This window comes from Micrococcus lylae NBRC 15355 (assembly GCF_001570885.1).
Taxonomy (GTDB): domain Bacteria; phylum Actinomycetota; class Actinomycetes; order Actinomycetales; family Micrococcaceae; genus Micrococcus; species Micrococcus lylae.
In genome coordinates, this window is record NZ_BCSN01000004.1 from 40,503 (window position 1) to 65,410 (window position 24,908).

Consider the following 24,908-nt stretch of genomic DNA (forward strand, 5'->3'; position numbering starts at 1 on the left):
CCACACTAGGAGAGCCCCGGCCGGGATTCCATGATCCGGGCAGGGGCTCTCACATGTCGGACTCAGGCCTCCGCGGGCTCCTCATGACGGGGGAACACACCGACCGGCTTCGGCAACGCGGTGCCGGGCACGAGGTCCTCGACGAACGCGGAGAAGGAGCGCGGACCCTCGTTGGAGGCGTTGGTCCGGCCGGCGTCGCCGGAGGGCTCGACGCCGAGCAGGTCCAGCAGGCGGGTGGCCGAGTCCGGCATGACCGGCTGGACCAGCAGGGCGACGCGGCGCACGGCCTGCAGGGTGACGTAGAGGACGGTGCGCATGCGCTCCTCGTCGGTCTTGCGCAGCACCCACGGGGCCTGGTCCGCGAAGTACGCGTTGACCTCGCCGAGCACGCGCCAGGTCTCCTCGAGCGAGCCATGGAAGTCCTGCACGGCGTAGGCGGCCCGGGCATGCTCGAGCAGGCCGTCCACCTGGGCGAGGATCGCGCGATCGGCATCGGTGGGCTCGCCCGGAACGGGCACGGCGGCCTCGCAGTTCTTGAACGCCATGGACAGCGAGCGCTGGGCGAGGTTGCCCAGGTTGTTGGCCAGGTCGGCGTTCTTGCGGCCCACCACGGCATCGTGGTTGTAGGAGCCGTCCGCGCCGAAGGAGAACTCGCGCAGCAGGAAGAAGCGCACGGCGTCCAGGCCGTAGCGGGCCGCCCACTCGGCCGGGGCGACGACGTTGCCCAGGGACTTGGACATCTTCTCGCCGTTGTTGTTGAGGAAGCCGTGGATCATCACGCGCCTGGGCAGCTCGATCCCGGCGGACAGGAGGAACGCCGGCCAGAAGATGCAGTGGAAGCGGGAGATGTCCTTGCCGATCACGTGCACGTCGGCCGGCCAGAACCTGGCGAAGGACTCGGAGGACTCGTCCGGGAAGCCGACGCCGGTCAGATAGTTCGTCAGCGCGTCCACCCAGACGTACATGACGTGGTGGGCCGAGGGCGCCCCGCCTCCGGCCGGGGCGGGGACGGTGATGCCCCAGTCGAAGCTGGTCCGGGAGATGGAGAGGTCGTTCAGGCCCTGCTCCACGAAGCGGATGACCTCGTTGAAGCGGTAGCGGGGACCGGCGAAGTCCGGGTTCGCCTCATAGAAGGCGAGCAGCCTGTCCGTGTAGGCGGAGAGGCGGAAGAAGTAGGACTCCTCCTCGGTCCAGGTGACCTCGGTGCCGGTCTCCACGGCGTACCGCTGTCCGTCCTCGCGGACCTCGGTCTCGTCTTCGGTGAAGAAGCGCTCGTCGCGTACGGAGTACCAGCCGGCGTAGCGGTCCAGGTAGATGTCTCCGTTGGCCTCCATGCGGCGCCACAGCTCCTGGGACGCACGGTGGTGGTCCTCGTCGGTGGTCCGTATGAAGCGGTCGTAGGACACGTTCAGCACGTCGTCGTCCATCGCCTTGAAGGCGGCGGAGTTGCGGGTGGCCAGCTCCATGGGGGTCAGGCCCAGCTTCTCTGCGGCCTGGGCCATCTTCTGGCCGTGCTCGTCCGTGCCGGTGAGGAAGAAGACCTCGCGGCCGTCGAGGCGCATGAAGCGGGCGAGGGCGTCGGCGCCCACCATCTCGTAGGCGTGGCCGATGTGCGGCTCGCCGTTCGGGTAGTGGATGGCCGAAGTGACATAGAAGGGATCGCGCTGGGTGCTCACCCGCACGATTCTAACGACGACGGCCCCGTCACCCTGATCGGGTGACGGGGCCGCTTCCGTGCCGGGGCCGTGGCCGCGGCGGCTGCGGTGTGCCGCGGCGGGTCTGCCCGCTGACCGGCTCAGCGCTCGGCGAGGTCCACCTCGGCGGCGCGTTCTGCCTCGATGGCCTGCTCGAGCTTGTCCAGGGTGCCCGGCTGCAGCGCCGAGTCGATCTGGAGCACGGCCAGGGCGGTGCCGCCCTCGGCCTCGCGGGAGACGTCCATGCCGGCGATGTTCACGCCCTGCTCTCCCAGCGCCTGGCCGAGGATGCCGATGACGCCAGGCCGGTCCGTGTAGCGGAAGGCGAGAAGGTGCTCGGACAGCGGCACCTCGATCTCCGCGCGGTCCACGCCCACCAGCTTCTGCCGCTGGCGCGGGCCCACGAGGGTGCCGGAGACGGAGACCTGGTCTCCCTGCGCGGTGGCGCCGCGGACGGTGACCACGTTGCGGTAGGAGCTGGATTCGGCGGTGGTGGTCAGGCGGGTCTCCACACCACGCTGCTCGGCGAGCACCGGCGCGTTGACATAGGAGACCTGGTCCGAGACGACATCCGTGAAGACGCCCTTGAGGGCGGCCAGCTGCAGGGAGGAGACGTCCTGCGCGGCGATCTCTCCGGCGACCTCCACCTCCACGGCGGTGAGCGAGCGCTCGCCCAGCAGAGCGGTGAGCACGCGCCCGAGGTTCTCGGCCAGCGGCAGGCCCGGGCGCACGTCCTCGTGGATGACGCCGCCGGCGACGTTCACGGCGTCCGGCACCAGCTCTCCGGCCAGCGCCAGGCGCACGGAGCGGGCGACGGCGACGCCGGCCTTCTCCTGCGCCTCTGCGGTGGAAGCGCCCAGGTGCGGGGTGACGGTGGAGTGGTCGTGGGCGAAGAACGGCAGGTCCGTGGCAGGCTCGGAGGCGAACACATCGATGCCGGCGCCGGCGATCTTCCCGGCGGCCAGGGCGCGGTCGAGGGCCTCCTCGTCCACCAGTCCGCCGCGGGCGACGTTCACCACGAACGCGGAGTCCTTCATGCGCTCGAACTGGTCGTCCGAGAGCATGCCGACGGTCTCCGGGGTCTTGGGCATGTGGATGGTGACGAAGTCCGCGCGCTCGAGGAGCTCGTCGAGCTCGACCAGCTCGGCGCCGAGCTGCTGCGCCCGGGCCGCGGTGATGTAGGGGTCGTAGGCGAGGATGTCCATGCCGAAGGCCTTCATGCGCTCGGCCACGAGGGCGCCGATGCGGCCCAGGCCGATGATGCCGAGGGACTTGCCGAACAGCTCGACTCCGGAGTACTTGGAGCGCTTCCACTCCCCCTGCTTGAGGGCGGCGTTGGCCGGCGCGATGTTGCGGGCCGAGGCCAGGATGTGGCCGCAGGTCAGCTCGGCGGCGGAGAGGATGTTGGAGGTCGGGGCGTTGACCACCATGACGCCGGCGGCGGTGGCGGCGGGCACGTCCACGTTGTCCAAGCCGACGCCGGCGCGGGCGATGACCTTGAGGTTCGTGGCGGCGGCCATGGCCTCGGCGTCCATCTGGGTGGCCGAGCGGATGAGGACGGCGTCGGCACCGGGCAGGTCCGCCAGCAGGCGGGCACGGTCGGCACCGTCGGTGTGACGGATCTCGAAGTCGGGGCCGAGGGCCTCGACCGTGGCCGGGGACAGCTCCTCGGCGATCAGGACGACGGGCTGGGCAGCGCTCACGGTTCTTCCTTCACGGGGTGCGGATCGGATGCGGCGGGTCGTGGCCGAGCCTAGCCGCATTTCTATGCAAGGAATGGAATATGAAGACGGCGCCGGCACCTCACGGGGTGACGGCGCCGTCGTCGGGGATCAGCCGGGGCGATCAGAGGGCGGGCGCACCGTCCGGGTCAGCGGGCAGCGGTGCCCTCGGTGTAGTCGTCGTCGGTGTCCTTGAGCCAGGCGAACATCTGGCGCAGCTCGCGGCCGGTCTCCTCGATCGGGTGCTGCTCGGCCTTGGCGCGCAGCTGCCTGAACTCGGGGGCGCCGGCCTTCTGGTCGTCCATGAAGCGCTGGGCGAAGGCGCCGGACTGGATGTCCGCGAGGACGGCCTTCATGTTCTCCTTGACGCGCTCGTCGATGACGCGCGGGCCGGAGACGTAGTCGCCGAACTCCGCGGTGTCGGAGATGGACCAGCGCTGCTTGGCCAGGCCGCCTTCGACCATGAGGTCCACGATCAGCTTGAGCTCGTGCAGCACCTCGAAGTAGGCGATCTCCGGCTGGTAGCCGGCCTCGGTGAGGGTCTCGAAGCCGTACTGGATCAGCTGGGAGGCGCCGCCGCAGAGCACGGCCTGCTCGCCGAACAGGTCGGACTCGGTCTCCTCGGTGAAGGTGGTCTCGATGACGCCGGCGCGGGTGCCGCCGATGCCCTTCGCGTAGGACAGGGCGAGGGCGTGGGCCTCGCCGGAGGCGTCCTGCTCCACGGCGATCAGGGCGGGGACGCCGCGGCCGGCCTCGAACTCGCGGCGCACCACGTGGCCCGGGCCCTTCGGGGCCACGAGGGCGACGTCCACGCCGGCCGGGGCCTGGATGTAGCCGAAGCGCACGTTGAAGCCGTGGGCGAAGAAGAGGGCGTCGCCGTCCTGGAGGTTCGGCGCGATGTGCTCGTTGTAGACGTCCGCCTGGACCTGGTCCGGGGTGAGGATCATGATCAGGTCGGCCTCGGCGGCGGCGGTGGCCACGTCGACCACGCGGAGGCCCTCGGCCTCGGCCTTGGCCCGGGACGTGGATCCCTCGGCCAGGCCGACGCGGACGTCCACGCCGGAGTCACGCAGGGACAGGGAGTGGGCGTGGCCCTGGGAGCCGTAGCCGATCACGGCGACGGTGCGGCCCTGGATGATCGAGAGGTCGGCGTCGGCGTCGTAGAACTTCTTCGCGGACATGGCGGTTCTCCTTCGGTTCACAGGTCCCGACCGGTGCGGCGGCCGGGGCTCTGACGGATGACGGGTTCGGTGTGCCGGTCCGCTCGGAGGCGGGCCGACGGGGCGGTGGGGTCCGGGGCCGGGCGGCGCCGGGGACGTCAGCGGGCCAGGGCCCGCTCGGTCATGGACCGGCCTCCTCGGGCGACGCCGAGGGTGCCGGAGCGGACGAGCTCGCGGACCCCGAAGGGGGCGAGCAGCTCGAGCAGGGCGTTGAGCTTGTCCCTGGAGCCGGTGGCCTCGAGGGTCAGCGACTCCGGGGCGACGTCCACGACCTGCGCGCGGAACAGCTCCGCGGCCTGGACGACCTGGCCGCGGGTCGTGGCGTCGGCGCGGACCTTGACGAGCAGGTGGTCGCGCTGCACCGATGCCTCCGGGGCGAGCTCGATGACCTTGATGACGTTGATCAGCTTGTTGAGCTGCTTCGTCACCTGCTCGAGCAGGCGCGGGTCCGTGTCCACCACCACCGTGATGCGGGACAGGCCCTCGACCTCGGTGACGCCCACGGCGAGCGAGTGGATGTTGAACGCGCGCCGGGCGAACAGTCCTGCCACCCGGGTCAGCACGCCCGGCACGTCCTGGACCAGGACGGACAGGGTGTGGCGCTGGGTGGGCTCCGTCTCGTTGACCATGTCTCAGTCCTCCTGCGTGAAGTCCGGCGTCATGCCGCGGGCGACCTGGATGGCGTCGTTGCTGACACCGGCCGGAACCATCGGCCACACCATCGAGTCCCTGGAGACCACGAAGTCGATGACCACGGGGCGGTCGTCCACCTCCAGGGCCTTCCGAATGGTCTCGTCCAGGTCCTCCTCGCGCTCGCAGCGCAGGCCGACCGCACCGTAGGCGTCGGCGAGCTTCACGAAGTCCGGGACGCGCACGGTGCCGTGTCCGGTGTTCAGGTCCGTGTTGGAATAGCGCGAGTCGTAGAACAGGGTCTGCCACTGCCGGACCATGCCCAGGGACGAGTTGTTGATGACGGCCACCTTGATGGGGATCCGGTTGATCACGCAGGTGGCCAGCTCCTGGTTGGTCATCTGGAAGCAGCCGTCGCCGTCGATGGCCCAGACCACGCGGTCCGGATCGCCGACCTTGGCGCCCATGGCGGCGGGCACGGCGTAGCCCATGGTTCCCAGTCCGGCCGAGTTCAGCCACTGGCGCGGGCGCTCGTACTGCACGAACTGCGCGGCCCACATCTGATGCTGGCCGACGCCGGCGACGTAGGTCGCCTCGGACCCGGAGAGCTCGGACAGGCGCTGGATGACCTTCTGCGGTGCCAGCAGGCCGTCCTCCGGCTCGGTCCAGCCGAGCGGGTAGGTCTCGCGCAGGCGGTTCAGCACGCCCCACCAGCCGGTGAGGTCGGGCATGCCCACACCGTCGGGGTCGCGGCGCAGTTCCTCGGTGAGGTCCGGGACGATCTCCTTGAGGTCGCCGACGATCGGGATGTCCGCCTGACGGTTCTTGGAGATCTCGGCGGGGTCCACGTCCGCGTGGATGACCTTGGCCCCCGGGGCGAAGCTCGCGAGCAGTCCGGTGACGCGGTCGTCGAAGCGTGCACCGAGCGTGATGAGCAGGTCCGACTGCTGCAGGGCCGCCACGGCGGAGACGGAGCCGTGCATGCCGGGCATGCCGACATGCAGCTCATGGGAGTCCGGGAAGACGCCCCGCGCCGTCAGCGTGGTCACCACGGGGATGCCGGTCACTTCGGCGAGCTCGCGCAGCTCGGCCGAGGCGTCGGCGCGCGCGATGCCGCCGCCGACGTACAGCACCGGTCGGGCGCTCTGCCGGATCAGCCGCGCGGCGGCCCGGATCTGCCGCGGGTGGCCGCGGCGCACCGGCCGGTAGCCGGGCAGCTCGGGCTTCGGCGGCCAGGAGAACTCGAACTCGCCGACCTGGGCGTCCTTGGTGATGTCCACCAGCACCGGGCCCGGCCGGCCGGTGGCGGCGATGTGGAAGGCCTCGGCGAGTGCCTGCGGGATGTCCTCCGCCCGGGTGACGAGGCGGGAGTGCTTGGCGATCGGCATGGTGACGCCGACGATGTCCGCCTCCTGGAAGGCGTCCGTGCCGATCGCCGTGGAGTTCACCTGCCCGGTGATGAACACGACGGCCTGGGAGTCCATGTGGGCGTCGGCGATGGCGGTGACGAGATTGGTGGCTCCGGGACCGGAGGTGGCCAGGGCGACGCCGGGACGGCCGGTGGCCAGGTAGTAGCCCTGGGCGGCGTGGCCTGCGCCCTGCTCGTGGCGCACCAGGATGTGACGGATGGACGAGGAGTCCATCAGCGGGTCGTAGGTCGGGAGGATCGCGCCGCCCGGAAGGCCGAAGACATCGGTCACACCGATCTCCTCGAGGCTGCGGACGATGCCGGCGGAGCCGGTCATGCGGGTCGGCTCGACCGTGCGGCACGGGCCGGGGACGCGCGGCTCGATGTTGTCGGAGCGGTGGGGACGGGGCGGGCGGGGCGTCAGCGGTGCCGTGGCCGTGCCCGCGCGCTGCGGCGTGCTCATGAATGCTCACCTCGGTGGACGGAGGGTGGTGGAACTCTGGGTCCATCCGCGGACCCGCCGACCTGGTGGGGCCGGGGGTCCTCCGCGGCCGGCCCTGTGGTGGGGGACGGACGCGACGGGTGGTCTCCTGGGTCACACTATCCGCGCAGCGCGGCGACCCCGGCCATGTGTCCGCGGGGACGTCTCACCATGCGGGATCCATGACCGGATCGTGAACAGCGCGGCCGTCGAGGTCCGTGACGAGCACCTGTGCGCGGACACCCGGGCGCAGCCTGCCGAGATCGAGGCCGAGCGCGTCGGCGGGCACCGCGGTGACGGCACGCAGCGCCTGTTCCAAGCCGATCCCGGCGGCCACGGCGTGCTCGACGGAGCCTGCCAGGGTGACCGTCGAGCCGGCGATCGCCCCGGGCTCCCGGCCCTCGCCATGTATCCGGGCGACACCGCCGGCGACCGTCACCGCGAGGGGCCCGAGCCGGTAGTCGCCGTCCGCGCAGCAGGCGGCCGCCATCGCGTCGGAGACCATCGCCCACCGACGGCCCGCCTCGGCGGCGGTGCGGCGCAGCACGGCCGGATGCAGGTGCACGCCGTCGGCGATCGTCTCGATCGTCACCAGCCCGGCCCGGGCACCCTCCAGGAGCGCGAGGACGGGACCGGGGTCCCGGTGGGTCGGTCGGCGGCAGCCGTTGTACAGGTGCGTCGCCACGGTGGCCCCCGCCTCGATGGCCTCCAGCGTGGTCCCGTAGTCGGCGGCGGTGTGTCCGACCCCGACGACGGCCCCCGCCTCCGCCAGCCGCCGCACCGCGTCGAGGCCGCCGGGCAGCTCGGGCGCCAGTGTCACCATCAGCGGCGCCCCGTCGGCGGCGGCGAGCAGCCGGTCCACGTCGGCCGGTGTCGGAGCGCAGAGCGCCGCGGGGTCGTGTGCGCCGCGGTGGTCCGGGGCGAGCCACGGCCCCTCGAGATGGAGCCCGGCCAGCACCCCCTCGGCCACGAGCGGGGCCAGGGCACGGACCTGGCGCTCCACCACGGGCACCGGCTCGCTCACGAGCGAGGCCACGACGTGCGCCGTGCCGTGGGCCCGCAGCGTCGCCGCGGCGTGGCGGGCCGCCTCCGGCCCCTCAGAGAAGGACGCACCCCCGGCGCCGTGGCAGTGGATGTCCACCGGCGCCGGTGCGAGGACCACGTCGCCGAGATCGTGGACCGGCGCCCCCGCCAGGCGTGCGGCGAGCGCCCTGCCTGCGCTCGGCTCGCCCGCGGCCGCAGGGCCCTCCCCCGGGCCGTCGACGACGGTCGACGCGGAGCGTGCCGGCGGCAGACCCGGACCGGACCACACGGCCAGGACGCGGTCGCCGTCCAGGGCGAGGCGGCCGTCGTCGTGCATCACGTCCCCGTCATGGACGTGCGCGGCGCGCAGGATGCAGGGGCCCGCGCCCGGCACACGCCGACCGCCCCCGGCGTCAGGCACGGGGGCGGTCGGCGGCGTCGGCGTCATGGCCTCGAGGACCTGGGGACCCGGGCCTCAGCCCAGGTAGGCGCCCTCGGCGGCCGAGTGGACGAGCTTGGCGTACTTGCCGAGCACGCCGGTGGTGAACTTCGGCTGCACCGGCTCCCAGGACTCGCGGCGGGCGGCCAGCTCGGCCTCGTCCACGAGCAGGTCCATGGAGCGGCCGGCGATGTCCACGCGGATGCGGTCGCCGTCCTGCACCAGGCCGATCGGACCGCCCTCGGCGGCCTCCGGGGCGATGTGGCCGATGCACAGGCCCGTGGTGCCGCCGGAGAAGCGACCGTCGGTGATGAGCAGGACGTCCTTGCCCAGGCCGGCACCCTTGATCGCGCCGGTGATCGCGAGCATCTCGCGCATGCCCGGGCCGCCCTTCGGCCCCTCGTAGCGGATGACCACGACGTCGCCGGCGGTGATGGTGCCGTCCTCGAGGGCGTCCATGGCGGCGCGCTCGCGGTCGAAGACGCGGGCGGTGCCCTCGAAGATGTCGGCGTCGAAGCCGGCGGACTTCACGACGGCGCCCTCGGGAGCGAGCGAGCCGTGGAGGATCGCGATGCCGCCGTTGGGGTGCATCGCGTCGTCCATGGTGCGGATGACCTTGCCGTCCACCGGGTCGGGGTCGAGCGCGGCCAGGTTCTCGGCGAGGGTCTTGCCGGTGACGGTGAGGGTGTCCCCGTGCAGCAGGCCCTCGTCCAGCAGGGCCTTCATGACCACCGGGACGCCGCCGATGCGGTCCACGTCCGTCATGACGTACTGGCCGAACGGCTTGAGGTCTGCGATGTGCGGGGTGCGGTCGGCGATGCGGTTGAAGTCGGACAGCTGCAGGTCCACGCCCGCCTCCCGGGCGATGGCGAGCAGGTGCAGCACGGCGTTGGTGGACCCGCCGAACGCCATGGTCACGGCGATCGCGTTCTCGAACGCGGGCTTGGTCATGATGTCCCGGGCCGTGATGCCCTGGCGGAGCATGGTCACCACGGCCTCGCCCGAGCGGCGTGCGAAGGCGTCGCGGCGGCGGTCCGCGGACGGGGCGGCGGCGGAACCGGGCAGGGACATGCCGAGCGCCTCGCCGATGGAGGCCATGGTGTTGGCGGTGTACATGCCGCCGCAGGCGCCTTCGCCCGGCACGATGGACTTCTCGATGCGGAGCAGGTCCTCCTCGGACATGAGGCCGCGGGCGCAGGCACCGACCGCCTCGAAGGCGTCGATGATGGTGACCTGCTTCTCGGTGCCGTCGGTCAGGCGGGCCACGCCCGGCATGGTCGATCCGGCGTAGACGAACACGGAGGCCAGGTCCAGGCGGGCGGCGGCCATGAGCATGCCCGGCAACGACTTGTCGCAGCCGGCGAGCAGGACGGAGCCGTCCAGGCGCTCGGCCATCATCACGGTCTCCACCGAGTCGGCGATCACCTCACGGGAGACGAGGGAGAAGTGCATGCCCTCGTGGCCCATGGAGATGCCGTCCGAGACGGACACGGTGCCGAACTCCAGCGGGAAGCCGCCGGCGGCATGGACGCCGTCCTTGGAGGCCTGGGCGAGGCGGTCCAGGGAGAGGTTGCACGGGGTGATCTCGTTCCAGGACGAGGCGATGCCGATCTGCGGCTTATCGAAGTCCTCGTCCCCCATGCCGACCGCGCGGAGCATGCCGCGGGCGGCGGTGCGCTCCTTGCCGTCGGTGACGTCGCGGGAGCGAGGCCTGGCGTCGACCTCCGCCGACCCTGCAGTGCTGTCCTGAGCCTTCGAGGTGGTGTCCATGCGCACATCATAGGGACGGCGTGCGGCAGTGAGACGGTCGCGTCCGCCAGATGACATGCAATCGGATCGTGACCTGTCACGGCACTGCCCCGCCGACGGCCTCACGTACGTTGGAGACATGGACTCGCTCACCCTCCAACGACGACTGCGCGGCGTGTTCGACGCTCGGGTCTTCAACCACGGCGACTACAACCTCGTCTACGGCCAGACCTCCGGCACGGCCACGCCGTACGTGATCGGCTACCGGCGCGCCCCGCAGGAGCTCGTGCTGTGCCCGGTCGATCCGTCACGCCCGGTGGTGGAGGACGATGCGGACCCGAGCGAGGTCTCCACGGTCTCCCTGGGGAACGTGGCCACCGTCGCGGACACGGGCAGCGGCTATCAGCTGGAGACGGTGACGGGCTTCCGCACCTGGTTCGAGGTCTCCCCCCGCTGCCGCGTGCACGTGGGTGACCTCTCCGAGACCGGCGTGGCCGAGCTGGACCAGTCCGACGACGCCGCGGACTTCCACGAGTTCATGTCCGGATTCATGGACGAGCTCGACGGTCTCTACGCCGATGTGGACATTCGCAAGAAGGCCTGATAGAGTCTTCTCTCGTTGCAACGGAGCGAGTCCGAAAGGAACGGTCCGGAGCATGGCCTGCGCCTCTAGCTCAATTGGCAGAGCATCAGACTCTTAATCTGCAGGTTCCGGGTTCAAGTCCCGGGGGGCGCACACACCAGAAGGGCCCGTCACCGCGAGGTGACGGGCCCTTCGTCGTCCCGGGCGCCCGCACCGCGATCGGTGGTGTGAGAAACGCCTCATCCTCCCGGGGCGGGCGCGGACCGCATGTGTCAGAGTGGAGCCATGACCACCGAGAACACCCGCCTTGCCGTCGGGGACACCGCACCCGACTTCACCCTCCAGGACCAGGACGGCCGCCCCGTCTCCCTGCACGACCATGCCGGCAAGAACGTCATCGTCTACTTCTATCCGGCCGCCTCCACTCCGGGCTGCACCAAGCAGGCCTGCGACTTCCGCGACTCCCTCGCCTCCCTCAAGGCCGCCGGCTACGTGGTGCTCGGCATCTCCCCGGACCCGATCGGCAAGATCATCCGCTTCGCCCAGAAGGAGGGCCTGACCTTCCCCCTGCTGTCCGACGAGGACCATGCGGTGGCCGAGGCCTACGGCGCCTGGGGCGAGAAGAAGAACTACGGCAGGACCTACGAGGGCCTGATCCGCTCCACGATCGTGGTGGACCCGGCCGGCAAGGTCAGCCTCGCGCAGTACAACGTGAAGGCCACCGGCCACGTGGAGCGCCTGCGCAGGGCCCTCGGGGTCGACTGATCCGCCCCGGTCCGGGCCGATACACTGGGCACCCTGACCGGGCCGTCCAGCGCGGCCCGTCCGCGCGGGCGTGGCGGAACTGGCAGACGCGCTGGATTTAGGTTCCAGTGTCCTACGACGTGGGGGTTCGAGTCCCCCCGCCCGCACTCATTCAGCCGCAGAATCATGCGGTTGCGCGCGGCACCTGTCCCCATTGGGCCGTCCTCGAAGCCGCCCAGCACGACACCGACCGCGCCGCCCAGGCGCTCCTGTCCGCCGTGCCGTTGCCCCAGTCCGTTGCTTTCCTGACTCGAGTTCGCCGTGGCACTGGCACCGCTGATGACCTTCGGTGTGGTCGCACCCCGCCGTGCCACGAACAGGACCCCCTCCTGTCTTGGTCGGCCAGATCTGTGATGAGGTCACGGATGACCGCGATGGCCCGGCCCGGGAGGGGGTGCGGGCCCGCTGTGCTGGTGGGGACGGGGCGTGGCCGCGCCTACGATGGGCACATGAAGCGTCCGGTCTTGCTTGTCCTGCTCGTCCTCATCACCGTGGCGGCTGTCGTGGCTGTGTGGTGGTCCGGTCGTCAGCCGGCGCCGGAGGGCGCCGTCAACGACGTGAAACCGTTTCAGTACCAGGCGGACACCCGGCCCACGGTCGAGGTCTACGGTGACTCCATCAGCCAGGGTGACTCCAGCAACTTCTCCTCTGGCAACACGGGCCCCACCTCATGGGTCAGCCACCTGGGCGGGCCTGACGGGCTGCGCTTCGTCGGCGGTTATGCGCGTCCGGGCATGAAGATGACCGAGGCGGCGTCGGAGGCGTCCAACATCGTGGTCCCGCAGCAGACGGCGTCCACCGTGGTGGTGGAACTCGGCACGAACGACATCAACACTGGCGGCGAGTGGAGCGATTTCGCTGAAGCGCTGGAGGACTTCACCAGCCACCTCGATGTGGAGCCGTCCGGCATTGTTGTGGTCGGTGTCGGGCCGATCGACCGGCTGGATCCCGACGCCATCGCCGCCTGGAACGAGCGGACGCAGGATTTGGCGGACGAGAAGGGCTGGCTCTACGTATGGCCGTTCAGTGATCTGACGGACGCGGACGGCTACTGGGTGCCGGAATACACCGAGGACGGCCTGCACCCGAACAAGAGCGGCGCGCAAGTGCTAGGAGCCAATATGGCTGAGGAGGTGCGCGCCGCCCTGGCCGAGCGGTGAATCACGGCAGGATCGGAACGCACTGCTTACTGGCGGCGCGGATCGCCGCGATGTCAATCCACCGCGTGGTGCCGCCCGCGCCGGCGCGCCCGATGGCCGAGAAGACAACGCCGTCCGTACTCGTTCCGAGAGGTGACCGGCAGGGCCTCAGCCCGCGAGGCTCACGGCCGGGTTCATGATGGTCTCGTACTCGAGGGGCGTCAGCCGAACCAGACGGAACTGCCGGCGCCCAGGGTGGTACTTAGGCTCGATCCACGTGACGATCGCGATCCGCAGCTCCTGGCCGGCCTTCCACCTCTTGCGATCCAGAACGTTCTTCTGACAGCAGTGCGAAGAACCATTCCATGGCCTCGTTGACACCGGCAGCACCGGCCTCGCCCATCGAACCCGTCAGCTGGTGGCGGTTCAGCGAATGCACAAAGGTCCTGGACCGAAGGTCTCACCGGCGATCTGGGCCAGGGTCACGCCGTCGTCGCCGGCGCGGGCGACGCACACGACAGCGTCGCGGAACTCTTGGGGGTACGGAGCGAGCACAGGACCATCCGTCCAGGCTGCCCTGCGGGCAAGCCAGATCAGATGTCACCTCACCGTGCATCAGCTGCGCCGGCACGGCTGACCCCAGAGGACACGCGGCGTCGTTGCGGCACCTTTCGCGTAGTCTGGTGTCGTGTCCGCCGCCCTCTGGTGGCGCTCACATTCGGCTTGCTGGTGCGCCTGACGGCGGATTCGCGGGCCCCACCATGGGGGCGGCGCTGGGGTTCGAGGCCCCCGCCCGCACTCGTCACGACGACGGCCGCGTCCGTCCGGAGGACACCGCACCAGGGTGCCCCGCCACAGGGACGGCGCCCAGACCGAACGACACCGAGGGAGGCCTGCCATGGAGCTGTCGCGCCGTGCCGCCCTGGGCCTGGGCCTGTCCGGGCTCGCCCTCGCCGCGGCAGGCTGCACCGAGGACCTGCGCCGCCCGGCTTCGCCGACCCCCTCGCCGAGCGCCTCCTCCAGCGCAGTCGCGGCGACCGGACCCCGCGGCCGAACCCTGGTGGTCGGCTCCCCCGGGCGTCTCACCTCCCGCGACCCTCACCTGCAGTGGGACTCGGAGACCTTCCGCCTCTCCCGCCAGGTGTTCGAGACCCTGCTGGGCGTGGACCCGGAGACCGGCAAGGCCGTGCCCGCCCTGGCCGAGAGCCACGAGGTGACCGCCGACGGTCGCATCCACCGCTTCCGCCTGCGCGAGGGGGTGGTGTTCTCCGATGACACCCCGTGCGATGCGGCTGCCGTGGCGGCCAACGTGGAGCGCTGGGCGGCGAAGGATGAGCGCGAGGACGTCACCGCCTCCCCCTTCGTCTCCGTCTTCGGCGCCCACCTGGGCGAGGAGGACTGCCGTCTGGACTCCGTCGAGGTCGAGGACGAGCTGACCCTGCGGCTGACGCTCAGCACGCCGCTGCGACATCTGGCGATGGCCTTGACGGCACCGCATTTCGCCATCTCCTCGCCCCAGTCCTGGGAACGCACCGCCCATACCCCCGAGGGCAGCGTCTCCTCCCCCGCCGGCACGGGGCCCTATCGCTGGGCCACGGCACAGGAGTCGCACGCGGCCCTCTCGGCCGCCTCGGCGGTGCGCCGAGGCGCCGTGCTGGTCGCCAGCTCCACCTACCGCGGTGAGCGCCCGCAGGCGTCCCCGGTGATCGTGGCCTCCTGGGGCCGGGTCGGCACCCGCCTGCGCGAGTTCCGCCGCGGCCATGCGGACGTCATCGACGTGGTCTCCCCGCCGCAGCTGCGCCCGCTCGTGGAGTCCGGCGCCCAGGTCCTGCAGCGTGACCCGCTGTCCGTGCTCTACCTGGGCATGAACATGGCGCACCCGGTGATGGGCTCGCTCTACGTCCGGCAGGCCGTGGCGCACGGCGTGGACCGGCCGGCCCTCGCCCGTTCCGGGCTCTTCCTGGACGGCACCTCGATGGCCCATGACGTGGTGCCGCCGACCCTGGGCGTGGCCAACGAGGACGCCGAGCGCTACGACATCAACCCCCGTGAGGCCCGCGACCTGCTCCACCTGGCCGGCTACGAGGGCGAGCCGCTCGAGTTCCTCTACCCGACCGGCACCGGCCGGCCGTCCCTGCCCACCCCGGAACTCGTCTACGCCCGGATCGCCGAGGACCTCGGGAAGATCGGGCTGAACATCGTGCCCGTGCCTGTGCCCGCGGACGAGGACTACCAGCGCACGGTCCGTGAGCGCGAGGGCCGAGCGCTGCACCTGATGAGCCGTGACGGCCTCTTCCGCGACCCCCACGCCTTCATCGAGCCGCTCTGCCGTTCGGACGCCGCGGAGACGAACTACGCGAACCCCCACGTGCAGCGGCTGCTGCAGCGCGCGGCCCTGGCCGAGGACGACGATCGCCGTCGCGAGGTGTTCGGGCAGATCCTCGCCTCCCTCGCCCTCGACCTCCCGGTGCTGCCGCTGGTCTACCCGATCTCCGCGGCCGCCGTGGGCGCCCGGGTCCAGGCCTACCCGACCTCCCCGCTGCTGGACGAGCACTACTCCTCCGTCCGGCTCTCCGCCGACTGAAGCGGCACCTGCCCGGAGTGCGTCCGGGGCCGCCAGACCCGGCCCGTCGGAGTGAGTCCCGTCATGCCGGTGACAGGACGTGGGCGCGGCGTCCGCGGTAGTAGACTCGGGCCCGAGCGGACGGACCCCGCAGACCTCCCGTCCACGGTGGTCGGGACCGGGTCCCACCCGCACCCGCATCCGCGTCCTTGACCTCGGAGAGTTGTTTTTCGTGACCACGCAGACCACCACCACGCACGACGTCGTCCTCATCGGCGGCGGCATCATGTCCGCCACGCTCGGCACCCTGCTGCAGAAGCTGGAGCCGACCTGGTCGATCGCCCTCTACGAGAACCTGGACCAGGCCGGCCTGGAGTCCTCGGATCCGTGGAACAACGCCGGCACCGGCCACGCCGCCCTGTGCGAGCTGAACTACGCACCCCGCCAGGCCGACGGCACCGTGGACCCGACCAAGGCCCTCGGCATCAACGAGCAGTTCTGGGTGTCCCGCCAGTTCTGGTCCTCCCTCGTGCAGGACGGCACCCTGAAGGACCCGAAGTCCTTCATCAACCCGCTGCCGCACATGTCCTTCGTGTGGGGCGACGACCATGCCGACTACCTGCAGGCCCGCTACGAGGCGATGTCCGCGCAGCCGCTGTTCGAGACCATGGAGCACACCGAGGACCCGGAGAAGATCCGCGAGTGGACCCCGCTGCTCATCAACGGCCGCCACGACGGCAAGCGCCTGGCCGCCTCCCGCGTGGCCGGCGGCACCGACGTCGACTTCGGCGCCCTGACCCGCCAGCTCGTCACCCGCATGGCCGACTCCGGCGTGGACGTGCGCTTCGGCCACAAGGTGACCGGCCTCACCCGCGGCACCGACGGCCGCTGGGAGGTCGGCGTGAAGAACCGCGCCGCCGGCGAGTCCTTCACCGACCGCGCCCGCTTCGTGTTCATCGGCGCCGGCGGCGGCGCCCTGCACCTGCTGCAGGCCTCGGGCATCCCGGAGGCCAAGGGCTTCGGCGGCTTCCCGGTGTCCGGCCAGTTCCTGCGCTGCACCGACGAGTCGATCGTGTCCCAGCACATGGCCAAGGTCTACGGCCAGGCCCAGGTCGGCGCCCCGCCGATGTCCGTGCCGCACCTGGACACCCGCTTCGTCGACGGCAAGCGCTCCCTCCTGTTCGGCCCGTACGCCGGCTTCTCCACCAACTTCCTGAAGTCGGGCTCCTACCTGGACCTGCCGTTGTCGGTCCGTCCGCACAACCTGGTGCCGATGCTCGCCGTGGCCAAGGACAACATGGACCTGACCAAGTACCTGGTCACCGAGGTCCTGAAGTCCCAGGACAAGAAGGTCGAGGCCCTCAAGGACTTCTTCCCGGAGGCCGACGGCTCGAAGTGGGAGCTGATCACCGCGGGCCAGCGCGTCCAGGTGATGAAGAAGGACAAGAAGAAGGGCGGCGTGCTGCAGTTCGGCACCGAGGTCGTCACCCACGGCGACGGTTCCCTGGGCGCCCTGCTCGGCGCCTCCCCGGGCGCCTCCACCGCCGCGCCGATCATGCTGTCCCTCCTGGAGCGCTGCTTCCCGGCCAAGATGGACGCCTGGAAGCCGCAGTTCGAGGCGCTGGTGCCGTCCTACGGCCGCAAGCTCAACGAGGACCGTGCCCTGCTGGACGAGGTGCGCTCGGCCACCGACTCCGCCCTGCAGCTGAACTGACCTCGTGAGGGCTCTCGCGCGGTTCTCCCTGGCACACCGCGCGCTGATCGCGCTGATCACGGTGTTCTGCACCGTGTTCGGCGTGATCGCGGCGGGTCAGCTCAAGCAGGAGCTGGTCCCGTCGCTGGAGCTGCCGGTGATCTCCGTCACCACGGTGTATCCGGGTGCCGGCCCCGAGGTCGTCGACGACGCCGTCGGCGAACCCCTCGAGCGGGCCCTCCAGGCCGTCGAGGGGCTCGAGTCGACGCGGTCGACCTCGTCGAACGGCTTCAATGCCGTGCTCCTGCAGTTCGAGTACGGGACCGATCTGAACCGTGCCCGTGGTCAGGTCGACCGCGCCGTCTCCAACCTCGCCCCGCAGCTGCCGGACGAGGCGGAGACCACCTCCTTCGCCGGCTCGTTCTCCGACTTCCCGGTGATGTTCCTCGCGGTGTCCTCGGACTCGGACCTGAACCGCACCCGGCAGCGGGTGGAGGACGTGGCGGTGCCCCGACTGCAGCGTCTGGAGGGCGTGCGCGGCGCGGAGGTCACCGGCGGCACACAGGAGTACGTCTCGATCGTCCCGGACCAGGCGGGGCTCGCCGCCGCGGGGCTGTCCACGCAGGACATCGTCACCGCACTCGAGGAGAACGCCGGCCTGTTCCCCATCGGCCAGGTGACGGAGGGCTCGCTGACGCTCCCCGTCCAGGCCGGGTCTCCGGTCGAGGACATCGAGGATCTGAAGGACATCGTGCTGGTGCCCGCGGACGGCGAGTCCTCCTCCCCGGACCGCGCTCCCCCGGCCCTGGGCGATGTCGCGGAGGTCTCGATGGCCGAGGCCGAGCCCACATCACTCTCCCGCACCAACGGCGTGGACACGCTGTCCCTGAGCATCACCGCCACCCCGGACGCTGATCTGGTGCGCGTCTCCGAGGCCGTGGAGGAGATCCTGCCGGAGCTGGAGGGCGTCGTCGGGGACAACGCCCGCTTCACGGTGGTCTTCGATCAGGCCCCGTTCATCCAGCAGTCCATCGACACGCTGTTCCTGGAGGGCGTCCTGGGCCTGGGCTTCGCGGTCCTGGTGATCGCCGTCTTCCTGCTCTCCCTGCGCTCCACCCTGGTCACGACGGTCTCGATCCCGCTGTCGCTGCTGGCCACGCTGATCGGCGTCTGGCTGTCCGGCTACTCGCTGAACATGCTCACGCTGGGCGCGCTGACCATCGCGATCGGCCGTGTGGTGGACGACTCGATCGTGGTGGTGGAGAACATCCGCCGCCACCTCGGCCTCGGCGAGGATCGGCGCACGGCGATCGTGCGCGGCACCGGCGAGGTCGGTCTGGCGATCACCGCCTCCACCCTCACCTCGGTGGCCGTGTTCCTCCCGGTCGCGTTCGTCTCCGGCCTGGCCGGCGAGCTGTTCCGGCCGTTCGCCGTGACCATGTCCCTGGCCCTGCTGGTCTCTCTGCTGGTGGCGCTGACGATCGTGCCGGTGCTGTCTTTCTGGTTCCTCGGCGGCACGGCGTCGCGGCGGACAGCGGGACAGGCGGCCGCTGAAGGGCTTGTCGACGACGGCCCCTCGCCCTCCGCTCGTCCGGTCGCCCACGCCTCCTGGCTGTCCCGGGCGTACCGCCCGGTGCTCCGCAGCACCCAGGCTCATCCGAAGACCACGATCGCCGCCGCGCTGGCCGTGCTCGTCGGCACCGGGGCCCTCGTCCCCCTGCTGCCCACCAACCTGCTGGGCGACACGGGCCAGAACTCCTTCACCGTCACCGCGCGCCAGAGTCCAGGCTCCTCGCTGGAGACCACGACCGCCGCGGCAGAGAAGGTCGACGAGGCCCTGCGCGGAACCGAGGGCGTGCAGGATGTGCAGTTCACGGTCGGCTCGGCCGGGATGATGGCGATGTTCGGCGGCGGCGCCACGGACGAGGCCAGCTTCACCGTGGTCACCGACCCGGCCGTGGACCAGCCCGCCCTGCAGGACGAGGTGCGCGGCAGGCTGGCCCGTCTGCAGGACGTGGGCGAGGTGGAGGTCTCCCCCGCCGAGGGCTTCGGCGGCTCGGACATCGAGGTCACGGTCACCGCGCCGACCCCGGAGCAGCTGTCCGCCGCAGCGGAGCAGGTCGCGGACCGGATGCGCGGCCTGGAGGGGGTGCGCGAGGTGACCACGCCGGCCACAGACACCCGCCCCACCTTCCAGGTCGAGGTCGACCCGCAGGCCGCGGCCGCCGCCGGACTCACCGAGGAGGCGGTCTCCGGCCAGGTGGCCGCCGCATTGGACGCGGTCCCCTCTGGCCAGGTGCGCTTCGGGTTCACCGACTACACCGTGCGCCTGGGCGATCCCGAGCCGGTCACCTCTCGCGCCGAGCTCGAGGCCGTCGAGGTCATGACACCCACGGGGCCGGTGGCCCTGTCCGAGCTGGCAGAGGTCCGCCAGGAGGACGTCCCGGCGAGCGTGACCTCCTCCGACGGCGAGCGGACCGCGGTGGTGTCCGTGACTCCCGGCTCCGACGACCTCGGCGCGGCCACCGCGGCTGTCCGTGAGGCCCTCGACGGCATGGAGTTCGCCGAGGGCGTCGCGGCGGAGATCGGGGGCGCCGCCTCCCAACAGGAGAAGACGTTCCGGGATCTGGGCCTGGCCCTGCTGGCGGCGGTGGCGGCGGTGTACGTCGTCATGGTGGCGACGTTCCGCTCGCTGCTGCAGCCGTTCGTGCTGCTGGTCTCCATCCCGTTCGCAGCCACCGGCGCGTTCATCGCCCTGCTGGTGACGGGCACCTCCCTGGGGCTGCCGAGCCTAATCGGCATGCTCATGTTGGTGGGCGTGGTGGTGACGAACGCGATCGTGCTGATCGACCTGATCAACCAGTACCGCCGGGATGTGGGGCTCGGGCTGGACGAGGCGATCGAGCTGGGTGCGCTGAACCGCGTCCGCCCGGTGGTCATGACGGCCCTGGCGACCATCCTGGCGCTCATGCCCATGGCCCTGGGCGTGACCGGCCACGGCGGTTTCATCTCGCAGCCGCTGGCGGTGGCGGTGGTGGGCGGCCTGCTGTCCTCCACGGTGCTGACGCTGGTCGTGCTGCCGGTGCTCTACCGGTTCGCGGAGGCCCGTGGCGAGCGCCGCCGCCTGGCGGAGCAGTCCCGGATCGAGCAGGCCCGGGCCGAGCAGGAACGACAGCTGCGCGAGGCCGAGGCGGCCGCACAGGCCGGTGCCGGGGACCCCGCCCCCGCTCCGGGCCCTCGGCGCCGCGGCCTGCGCGAGCGCTTGAGGAAACTCACTCCGCGGCGACGCCGCACCGCCTGAGCGTGACTGCCGACGTCGGCAGCGCCTGAGCGCCGTTGCCGGCCGCGGCAGCGCCTGAGCGCCGTTGCCGACGCCGCGCCACCGACCCACGCGACCAGAGCCTCCGATCGCGCGCTCGAGGCCCTTCCCACCCCCGGTCTCAGTCTCCGTCGTGGACGGCGAGCGAGGAGCCGCGGCGGTGCTTGGTGACGGCCAGGCGGGTGGGGATGTCGTTCTTCATGCGCTCGACGTGGCTGACGAGCCCGACGGTGCGGCCGCCGGTGCGCAGGGAGTCCACGACCCCCATCACCTCGTCCAGGGTCTCCGTGTCCAGGGACCCGAACCCCTCGTCCACGAAGAGCGTATCCAGCTCGATGCCGCCGGAGGCCGCCTGCACGGTGTCCGCAAGACCCAGGGCGAGGGACAGGGAGGCCATGAAGGTCTCGCCGCCGGACAGGGTGGAGGGGTGCCGGACCTCGTCCACATAGTGGTCGCGCACGACGATCTCGAGGCCCTTGTTGCCGCGCCCGCCGACCGCGTCCGAGTACTCGAGGCAGTAGCGGTCGTCGGTCATCTTCCGCAGGCGTTCGGAGGCCGCGGCGGCGACCTCCTCGAGGCGCCCGGCCAGCACGTAGCTGGTGAGCGGCATCTTCAGGCGGTTCTCGCCGGAGCCGCGCACCAGGGCGAGCAGGCCGGTGACGCGCTCGTGCTCGGCGATCAGGTCCGCCGCCCGGCCCAGGACCTCGCGCAGGACGGCGGACTGCCGGCGTACGGCGGACACCAGGGCGGCCCGCGAGCCGACGACGGCCCCCTGCTCCCGGGAGGCGGCCTCGGCCGCCTGCAGACGCTCGACGGCGGCCGCGGTCTGCGCCTCGTCCGGCGCCTGCGTCCCCTCCGCCCGGAGCCGGCGCCCCTCGGCCACCAGGGCGGTGGCGGCGAGCTCGGCCAGCGCGGACTCCTCGCGCGCGTAGGCCTGCACGGCGGCCTCCTTCGCGGCGGCGTCCTCGGGCGAGAGGCGGGCGGCACGGGCCGCAGCCACGTCCGCGAAGTCCTTCTCCGCCAGCGCCGAACGCAGTGCGTCCTCGGCCTGGGCGGCCAGAGCGCCGGCGGAGGCACGGCGGCCGAGGGCCTCGTCGAGGCTCTCCAGCAGCGACCGGGCGGCGACGACGGCGTCCCGGCGCGCCTCCAGGTCCCCGCCCTCGCCGGCGGCCGCGGCGACGGACTCCTCGAGATCGGCGATGCGCTCGGCACGCTGGGCGGACTGCTCCTCGAGCTTGCCGTCCTCGGTGGCCAGCTCGGCCAGGAGCGCGGCGACGGACTCCTGCTTCGTCTGAGCCGTGGTCAGACGGCGGCGTGTCGCCGCCAGTGCACGCTTGGCGGCGGCCAGCTCCTGCTTGGCCGTCTCAGCGGCCGAGACCGCCTCCGAGGCCTCGTCCACGCCCAGTCCGCCGGCGGCGGTCTGCGCCTCGTGGAGGCGGGCCTGGGCGGCGGTCACGTCGGCCGCGGCCGCGGCGGTGGCGGCGGACGCCTTCTCCAGGGCCTTCTCGGCCCGCTGGACGGCGGCCTCGGTGACGTCCTCGTCCACGGGGTCGGCCGGCCGGGGGTGCTCCACGGAGCCGCAGACCAGGCAGGGATGACCGTCCTCGAGCTGCGCGGCCAGCTCGGAGGCGGCCTGCTCGTAGCGGGACCGGAGCAGGTCGAGGCGCCGCTGGGCGGCCTTCTCCTCGGCCTGGCGAGCCTGGGTGTGGGCGGCCTCGGCGGTCTCGAGCTCGGCGGCGCGGGCAGCGGCCGTCTCGGCCGCCTTGCGACGGGCCCGCGCGGCGGCCAGCTCCGCGTCCACGGCGTCCTGGGCCCCGAGCTTCGCGGCGCCGGCCTCCACCTCCTCCCGCAGCGCGGCGACCTCCTCAGCCCGGGCGTCGCGCTCGGTCTCCGCGGTCCGGCGCTCCCCCACGATGGCCTCACGGCGCTGCGCGGCGGCGGCCTGCTGTTCCTGCAGCCGTCCGATGCGGATGCGGTCCTTCAGGCCCGCGGCGACCGCATCGGCGGCGGAGGCGCCGGCCTGGACGGCGGAGCGCACGGCCTTCCGGGCACGTTCCTCCTGCACCGTCTCCCAGGCCTCTGCCTGCTCACCCTGCTGCACCTCCCCCTGCTCCGCGCGGGCTGCGGCCAGCCATCCGGCGGCGGTGGCGTCGGCTTCGGCCCGCTCGCGGGCAGCCTCCTCCTGGGCGGCGGCGGACTCCGCGGCGCCCGCCGCCTTCTCGGCGCGAGCGGCGGCGGTGACCACGGCCTCGGCGCGGCGGTGGGCCTCCACGGCCGTCCGGTCCGCAGCGGTGGCCTCGGCCTTCGACCGATGGTCCTCGTCCCGGACCGCCCAACCCGCGGCGGCCTCGAGCGCCTGGCCGGTGCGGCGCAGCTGCTCGAGCGCGGTGCGTGCGGCCTTCTCGGCGGCCTCGGCCTCGTCCTGGCGGGTCTTCGCCGCGGCGTGGGCGGCGTCGGCCCGCTCGGCGACCAGCGTCAGGAGGTCGTCGTCGTCCTCCGGATAGGGGGCGGGGTCGTGCCAGTCCTGGCCGAGCTCCTCGCGGGCGGCCTCACGCAGCTGCTCGCGCGCGCTCTGCGCGATCTGCCTGTCCGCGGCCGCACGGCTGTCCAGGCGGTCGGCCTCGGCCTTGAGGTGCTCTTCCACGCCGTCGAACCGCTGGGTGCCGAACAGCCGGCGGAGCAGGTCCCTGCGCTCGTCCGATGTGGCCGTGAGGAAGCGCGCGAACTGGCCCTGCGGGAGCATGACGACCTGCATGAACTGCTCGGCGTCCAGGTGCATCACGGAGGCGATCTGCTGGCCGACCTCGTCCGCGCGGGTCAGCGGCGCCGTCCAGGCGCCGTCCTTCAGCTCGCGCAGGGACACGGAGGCCGGGGTCGTGGTGGTGCCCTTGCCCCGCTTCTTGGGACGCGCGTGGCGGGGCGAGCGGAGCACCTCGAAGCGCCGTGTCTGGACGGTGAACTCGACGAGCACTTCCGGGGCCACAGTGCCGGCGGGACGGAGCGTGGTGACCAGGGAATCGGGCGAGCGGCCGCCCGGCACGGAGCCGTAGAGGGCGTAGCAGAGCGCGGTGAGGATGGTGGATTTGCCGGCGCCGGTGGGACCGTCCAGCAGGAACAGCCCGGCGCTGTTGAGCGCCTCGAAGTCCACGTCCTGGGTCTCGGCGTACGGGCCGATCCCGGTGAGGCGGATGCTGTGGATCCTCATGCCTGGACCTCCTGCACACGGGCGGCGGAGAGGGCGGCGTCCAGCAGGGCCGTTTCCTCCTCGGTGGCAGCGCGCTCGCGCACGTGGTGCACGAAGCCGGTGGTCAGGGCCAGGTCGGACGGGGCGTCCCGCAGCGCCTGGGCGTAGGTCTTCTCCCGCTCCTTGCGCCCGCCGGCGGGCTCGTGGCGGAAGACGAGCACGTGCGGGTAGCGCGCGCGCAGGCGCTCCAGCGCCTTCTCCGGGCGTTCGTCGTCTGTGACCGTGACCTGCACCCAGCGGTCCTCGGCCCAGTCGAACTCGGCGGACTCGAGCAGTTCGGCGGTCGGTCCGGAGAGCACGGCGAGCTGCCGCCCTCCGGGCCAGTCCACCTTCTCCACCGCGGTCACGTCGCCGCCGCTGACGTGGACGAGCCAGCCGCCCTTGTCCTGCTGCCACTCGCCGAAGGAGTACGGCAGCGGGGAGCCCGAGTAGCGCACGTGCTCGGCCATGGTCTGACGGCCGTGCAGGTGGCCGAGGGCCACATAGTCGAGACCGTCGAACACGCTGACGGGCACCTGGCCGAGCGTGCCGACGAGCGCCTCGGGGTCCTCGGCGCCGCAGTCCAGGTGCTCGCCCTCGCCGATGTCCCGCTCCCCCTCGGACCCCTGGCCGCCGGCGGCGAAGAGGTGGGCGAGCACGATCGAGGCGAGCGGGCCGCCGTCGGGGTCCTGCCGACGCGCGGCGAGGTCCGCGCGGATGCGGCGCACGGCCTCCTGCATCACCGGCGTGTGGTGCGGGTCCACACCCCACTCCTGCCCGAGATGGCGGGGTTCCAGGTAGGGGATGCCGTACACGGCGGCCCGCTCCCCGTCCCGGCCCTCCAGGAGGATCGGCTCGGCCAGGCGCTCCGGGTCGGTGCGCAGGTGCACGCCGGAGGCCTCCATGAGGGCGCCGCCGAAGCCGAGGCGGACGGCGGAGTCGTGGTTGCCGCTGGTCATGACCACGGCGGCGCCGGCGGCGCGGATCGCGGCGAGGGTCTCGTCCAGCAGGCGCACGGCGTCCGCCGGAGGCAGGGCACGGTCGTAGACGTCCCCGGCCAGGAGCACGGCGTCCACGCCGCGCTCGCGCACGGTGGCCACCAGCTGGTCCAGCACGGCGCGCTGCGACTCGAGCAGTCCGGTGCCGTGGAAGGAGCGTCCGATGTGCCAGTCGGAGGTGTGGAGCAGGATCATGGTCGTCACTCTAGTGAGGCCTGCGG

The 24,908-nt window shown here is 72.0% G+C and carries 15 protein-coding genes, 2 tRNA genes and 1 pseudogene; 8 read left to right on the forward strand and 10 right to left on the reverse strand.

Annotated elements, in window-relative coordinates:
* Positions 1-62: 62 nt before the first annotated feature.
* From metG to ilvD, 7 genes are all read right to left on the reverse strand, one after another.
* Positions 63-1,682: a methionine--tRNA ligase gene (gene metG / locus MLY01S_RS01930; RefSeq protein ID WP_371327631.1), complete on the reverse strand. Its 1,620-nt coding sequence runs from the start codon at positions 1,680-1,682 to the stop codon at positions 63-65.
* Positions 1,683-1,795: 113 nt separating this feature from the next.
* Positions 1,796-3,397 (reverse strand): phosphoglycerate dehydrogenase, encoded by a 1,602-nt coding sequence (serA, locus tag MLY01S_RS01935; protein WP_067188787.1) that lies wholly within the window; start codon positions 3,395-3,397, stop codon positions 1,796-1,798.
* Between the two features lie 167 nt (positions 3,398-3,564).
* Positions 3,565-4,596, reverse strand: coding sequence for a ketol-acid reductoisomerase (ilvC, locus tag MLY01S_RS01940; RefSeq protein ID WP_067188789.1), 1,032 nt, complete (start codon positions 4,594-4,596; stop codon positions 3,565-3,567).
* A 137-nt stretch (positions 4,597-4,733) separates the two neighbouring features.
* Entirely contained in the window at positions 4,734-5,264 is a 531-nt protein-coding gene (gene ilvN / locus MLY01S_RS01945) for an acetolactate synthase small subunit (RefSeq protein ID WP_067188791.1), read from the reverse strand.
* A 3-nt stretch (positions 5,265-5,267) separates the two neighbouring features.
* Positions 5,268-7,136 carry an acetolactate synthase large subunit gene (locus tag MLY01S_RS01950; RefSeq protein ID WP_067188793.1) on the reverse strand — a complete coding sequence of 623 codons (1,869 nt, stop codon included), beginning with the start codon at positions 7,134-7,136 and terminating at the stop codon, positions 5,268-5,270.
* Between the two features lie 184 nt (positions 7,137-7,320).
* A complete protein-coding gene (locus tag MLY01S_RS01955) occupies positions 7,321-8,598 on the reverse strand; it encodes an N-acetylglucosamine-6-phosphate deacetylase (protein ID WP_255217995.1) in 1,278 nt (425 codons plus the stop codon).
* Positions 8,599-8,652: 54 nt separating this feature from the next.
* Positions 8,653-10,386 (reverse strand): dihydroxy-acid dehydratase, encoded by a 1,734-nt coding sequence (gene ilvD, locus MLY01S_RS01960; protein WP_067188794.1) that lies wholly within the window; start codon positions 10,384-10,386, stop codon positions 8,653-8,655.
* A 118-nt stretch (positions 10,387-10,504) separates the two neighbouring features.
* On the opposite strand from ilvD, the gene MLY01S_RS01965 reads away from it, so the two are divergent.
* The 5 genes from MLY01S_RS01965 to MLY01S_RS01985 all read left to right on the forward strand — a co-directional run bounded on the left by MLY01S_RS01965 (position 10,505) and on the right by MLY01S_RS01985 (position 12,912).
* Positions 10,505-10,969 carry a hypothetical protein gene (locus MLY01S_RS01965; RefSeq protein WP_067188796.1) on the forward strand — a complete coding sequence of 155 codons (465 nt, stop codon included), beginning with the start codon at positions 10,505-10,507 and terminating at the stop codon, positions 10,967-10,969.
* 59 nt (positions 10,970-11,028) lie between these two features.
* Positions 11,029-11,101, forward strand: a tRNA-Lys gene (locus tag MLY01S_RS01970).
* Positions 11,102-11,233: 132 nt separating this feature from the next.
* Positions 11,234-11,713: a thioredoxin-dependent thiol peroxidase gene (gene bcp / locus MLY01S_RS01975; RefSeq protein ID WP_067188798.1), complete on the forward strand. Its 480-nt coding sequence runs from the start codon at positions 11,234-11,236 to the stop codon at positions 11,711-11,713.
* A 64-nt stretch (positions 11,714-11,777) separates the two neighbouring features.
* Positions 11,778-11,859: transfer RNA gene (locus MLY01S_RS01980), tRNA-Leu, on the forward strand.
* 342 nt (positions 11,860-12,201) lie between these two features.
* The gene (locus MLY01S_RS01985; RefSeq protein ID WP_167635476.1) at positions 12,202-12,912 is read left to right on the forward strand and encodes an SGNH/GDSL hydrolase family protein; all 711 of its coding nucleotides are present in this window, start codon (positions 12,202-12,204) and stop codon (positions 12,910-12,912) included.
* Positions 12,913-13,059: 147 nt separating this feature from the next.
* Here MLY01S_RS01985 and MLY01S_RS12900 read toward each other — a convergent pair.
* Positions 13,060-13,345, reverse strand: a pseudogene (locus MLY01S_RS12900) (IS3 family transposase); the annotation flags it as partial.
* Positions 13,346-13,789: 444 nt separating this feature from the next.
* Here MLY01S_RS12900 and MLY01S_RS01995 point away from each other — a divergent pair.
* From MLY01S_RS01995 to MLY01S_RS02005, 3 genes are all read left to right on the forward strand, one after another.
* Complete coding sequence (locus MLY01S_RS01995) at positions 13,790-15,475, forward strand: ABC transporter substrate-binding protein (RefSeq protein ID WP_067188804.1); 1,686 nt, start codon at positions 13,790-13,792, stop codon at positions 15,473-15,475.
* A gap of 211 nt (positions 15,476-15,686) precedes the next feature.
* Positions 15,687-17,168, forward strand: coding sequence for a malate:quinone oxidoreductase (locus tag MLY01S_RS02000; RefSeq protein ID WP_067188805.1), 1,482 nt, complete (start codon positions 15,687-15,689; stop codon positions 17,166-17,168).
* A gap of 4 nt (positions 17,169-17,172) precedes the next feature.
* Complete coding sequence (locus tag MLY01S_RS02005) at positions 17,173-20,448, forward strand: efflux RND transporter permease subunit (protein ID WP_067188807.1); 3,276 nt, start codon at positions 17,173-17,175, stop codon at positions 20,446-20,448.
* Between the two features lie 139 nt (positions 20,449-20,587).
* On the opposite strand, the gene MLY01S_RS02010 is transcribed toward MLY01S_RS02005, so the two are convergent.
* A complete protein-coding gene (locus tag MLY01S_RS02010) occupies positions 20,588-23,671 on the reverse strand; it encodes an AAA family ATPase (protein WP_067188809.1) in 3,084 nt (1,027 codons plus the stop codon).
* A complete protein-coding gene (locus MLY01S_RS02015; RefSeq protein WP_067188859.1) occupies positions 23,668-24,882 on the reverse strand; it encodes an exonuclease SbcCD subunit D in 1,215 nt (404 codons plus the stop codon). The genes MLY01S_RS02010 and MLY01S_RS02015 overlap by 4 nt, the downstream gene beginning before the upstream one ends.
* Positions 24,883-24,908: the final 26 nt, after the last annotated feature.

Coding starts and splice junctions, on each gene's coding strand:
- ilvC (WP_067188789.1), bottom strand. CDS start 4,596: ATGTCCGCGAAGAAGTTCTACGACGCCGACGCCGACCTCTCGATCATC.
- ilvN (WP_067188791.1), bottom strand. CDS start 5,264: ATGGTCAACGAGACGGAGCCCACCCAGCGCCACACCCTGTCCGTCCTG.
- MLY01S_RS01950 (WP_067188793.1), bottom strand. CDS start 7,136: ATGAGCACGCCGCAGCGCGCGGGCACGGCCACGGCACCGCTGACGCCC.
- ilvD (WP_067188794.1), bottom strand. CDS start 10,386: ATGGACACCACCTCGAAGGCTCAGGACAGCACTGCAGGGTCGGCGGAG.
- MLY01S_RS01965 (WP_067188796.1), top strand. CDS start 10,505: ATGGACTCGCTCACCCTCCAACGACGACTGCGCGGCGTGTTCGACGCT.
- bcp (WP_067188798.1), top strand. CDS start 11,234: ATGACCACCGAGAACACCCGCCTTGCCGTCGGGGACACCGCACCCGAC.
- MLY01S_RS01985 (WP_167635476.1), top strand. CDS start 12,202: ATGAAGCGTCCGGTCTTGCTTGTCCTGCTCGTCCTCATCACCGTGGCG.
- MLY01S_RS01995 (WP_067188804.1), top strand. CDS start 13,790: ATGGAGCTGTCGCGCCGTGCCGCCCTGGGCCTGGGCCTGTCCGGGCTC.
- MLY01S_RS02010 (WP_067188809.1), bottom strand. CDS start 23,671: ATGAGGATCCACAGCATCCGCCTCACCGGGATCGGCCCGTACGCCGAG.
- MLY01S_RS02015 (WP_067188859.1), bottom strand. CDS start 24,882: ATGATCCTGCTCCACACCTCCGACTGGCACATCGGACGCTCCTTCCAC.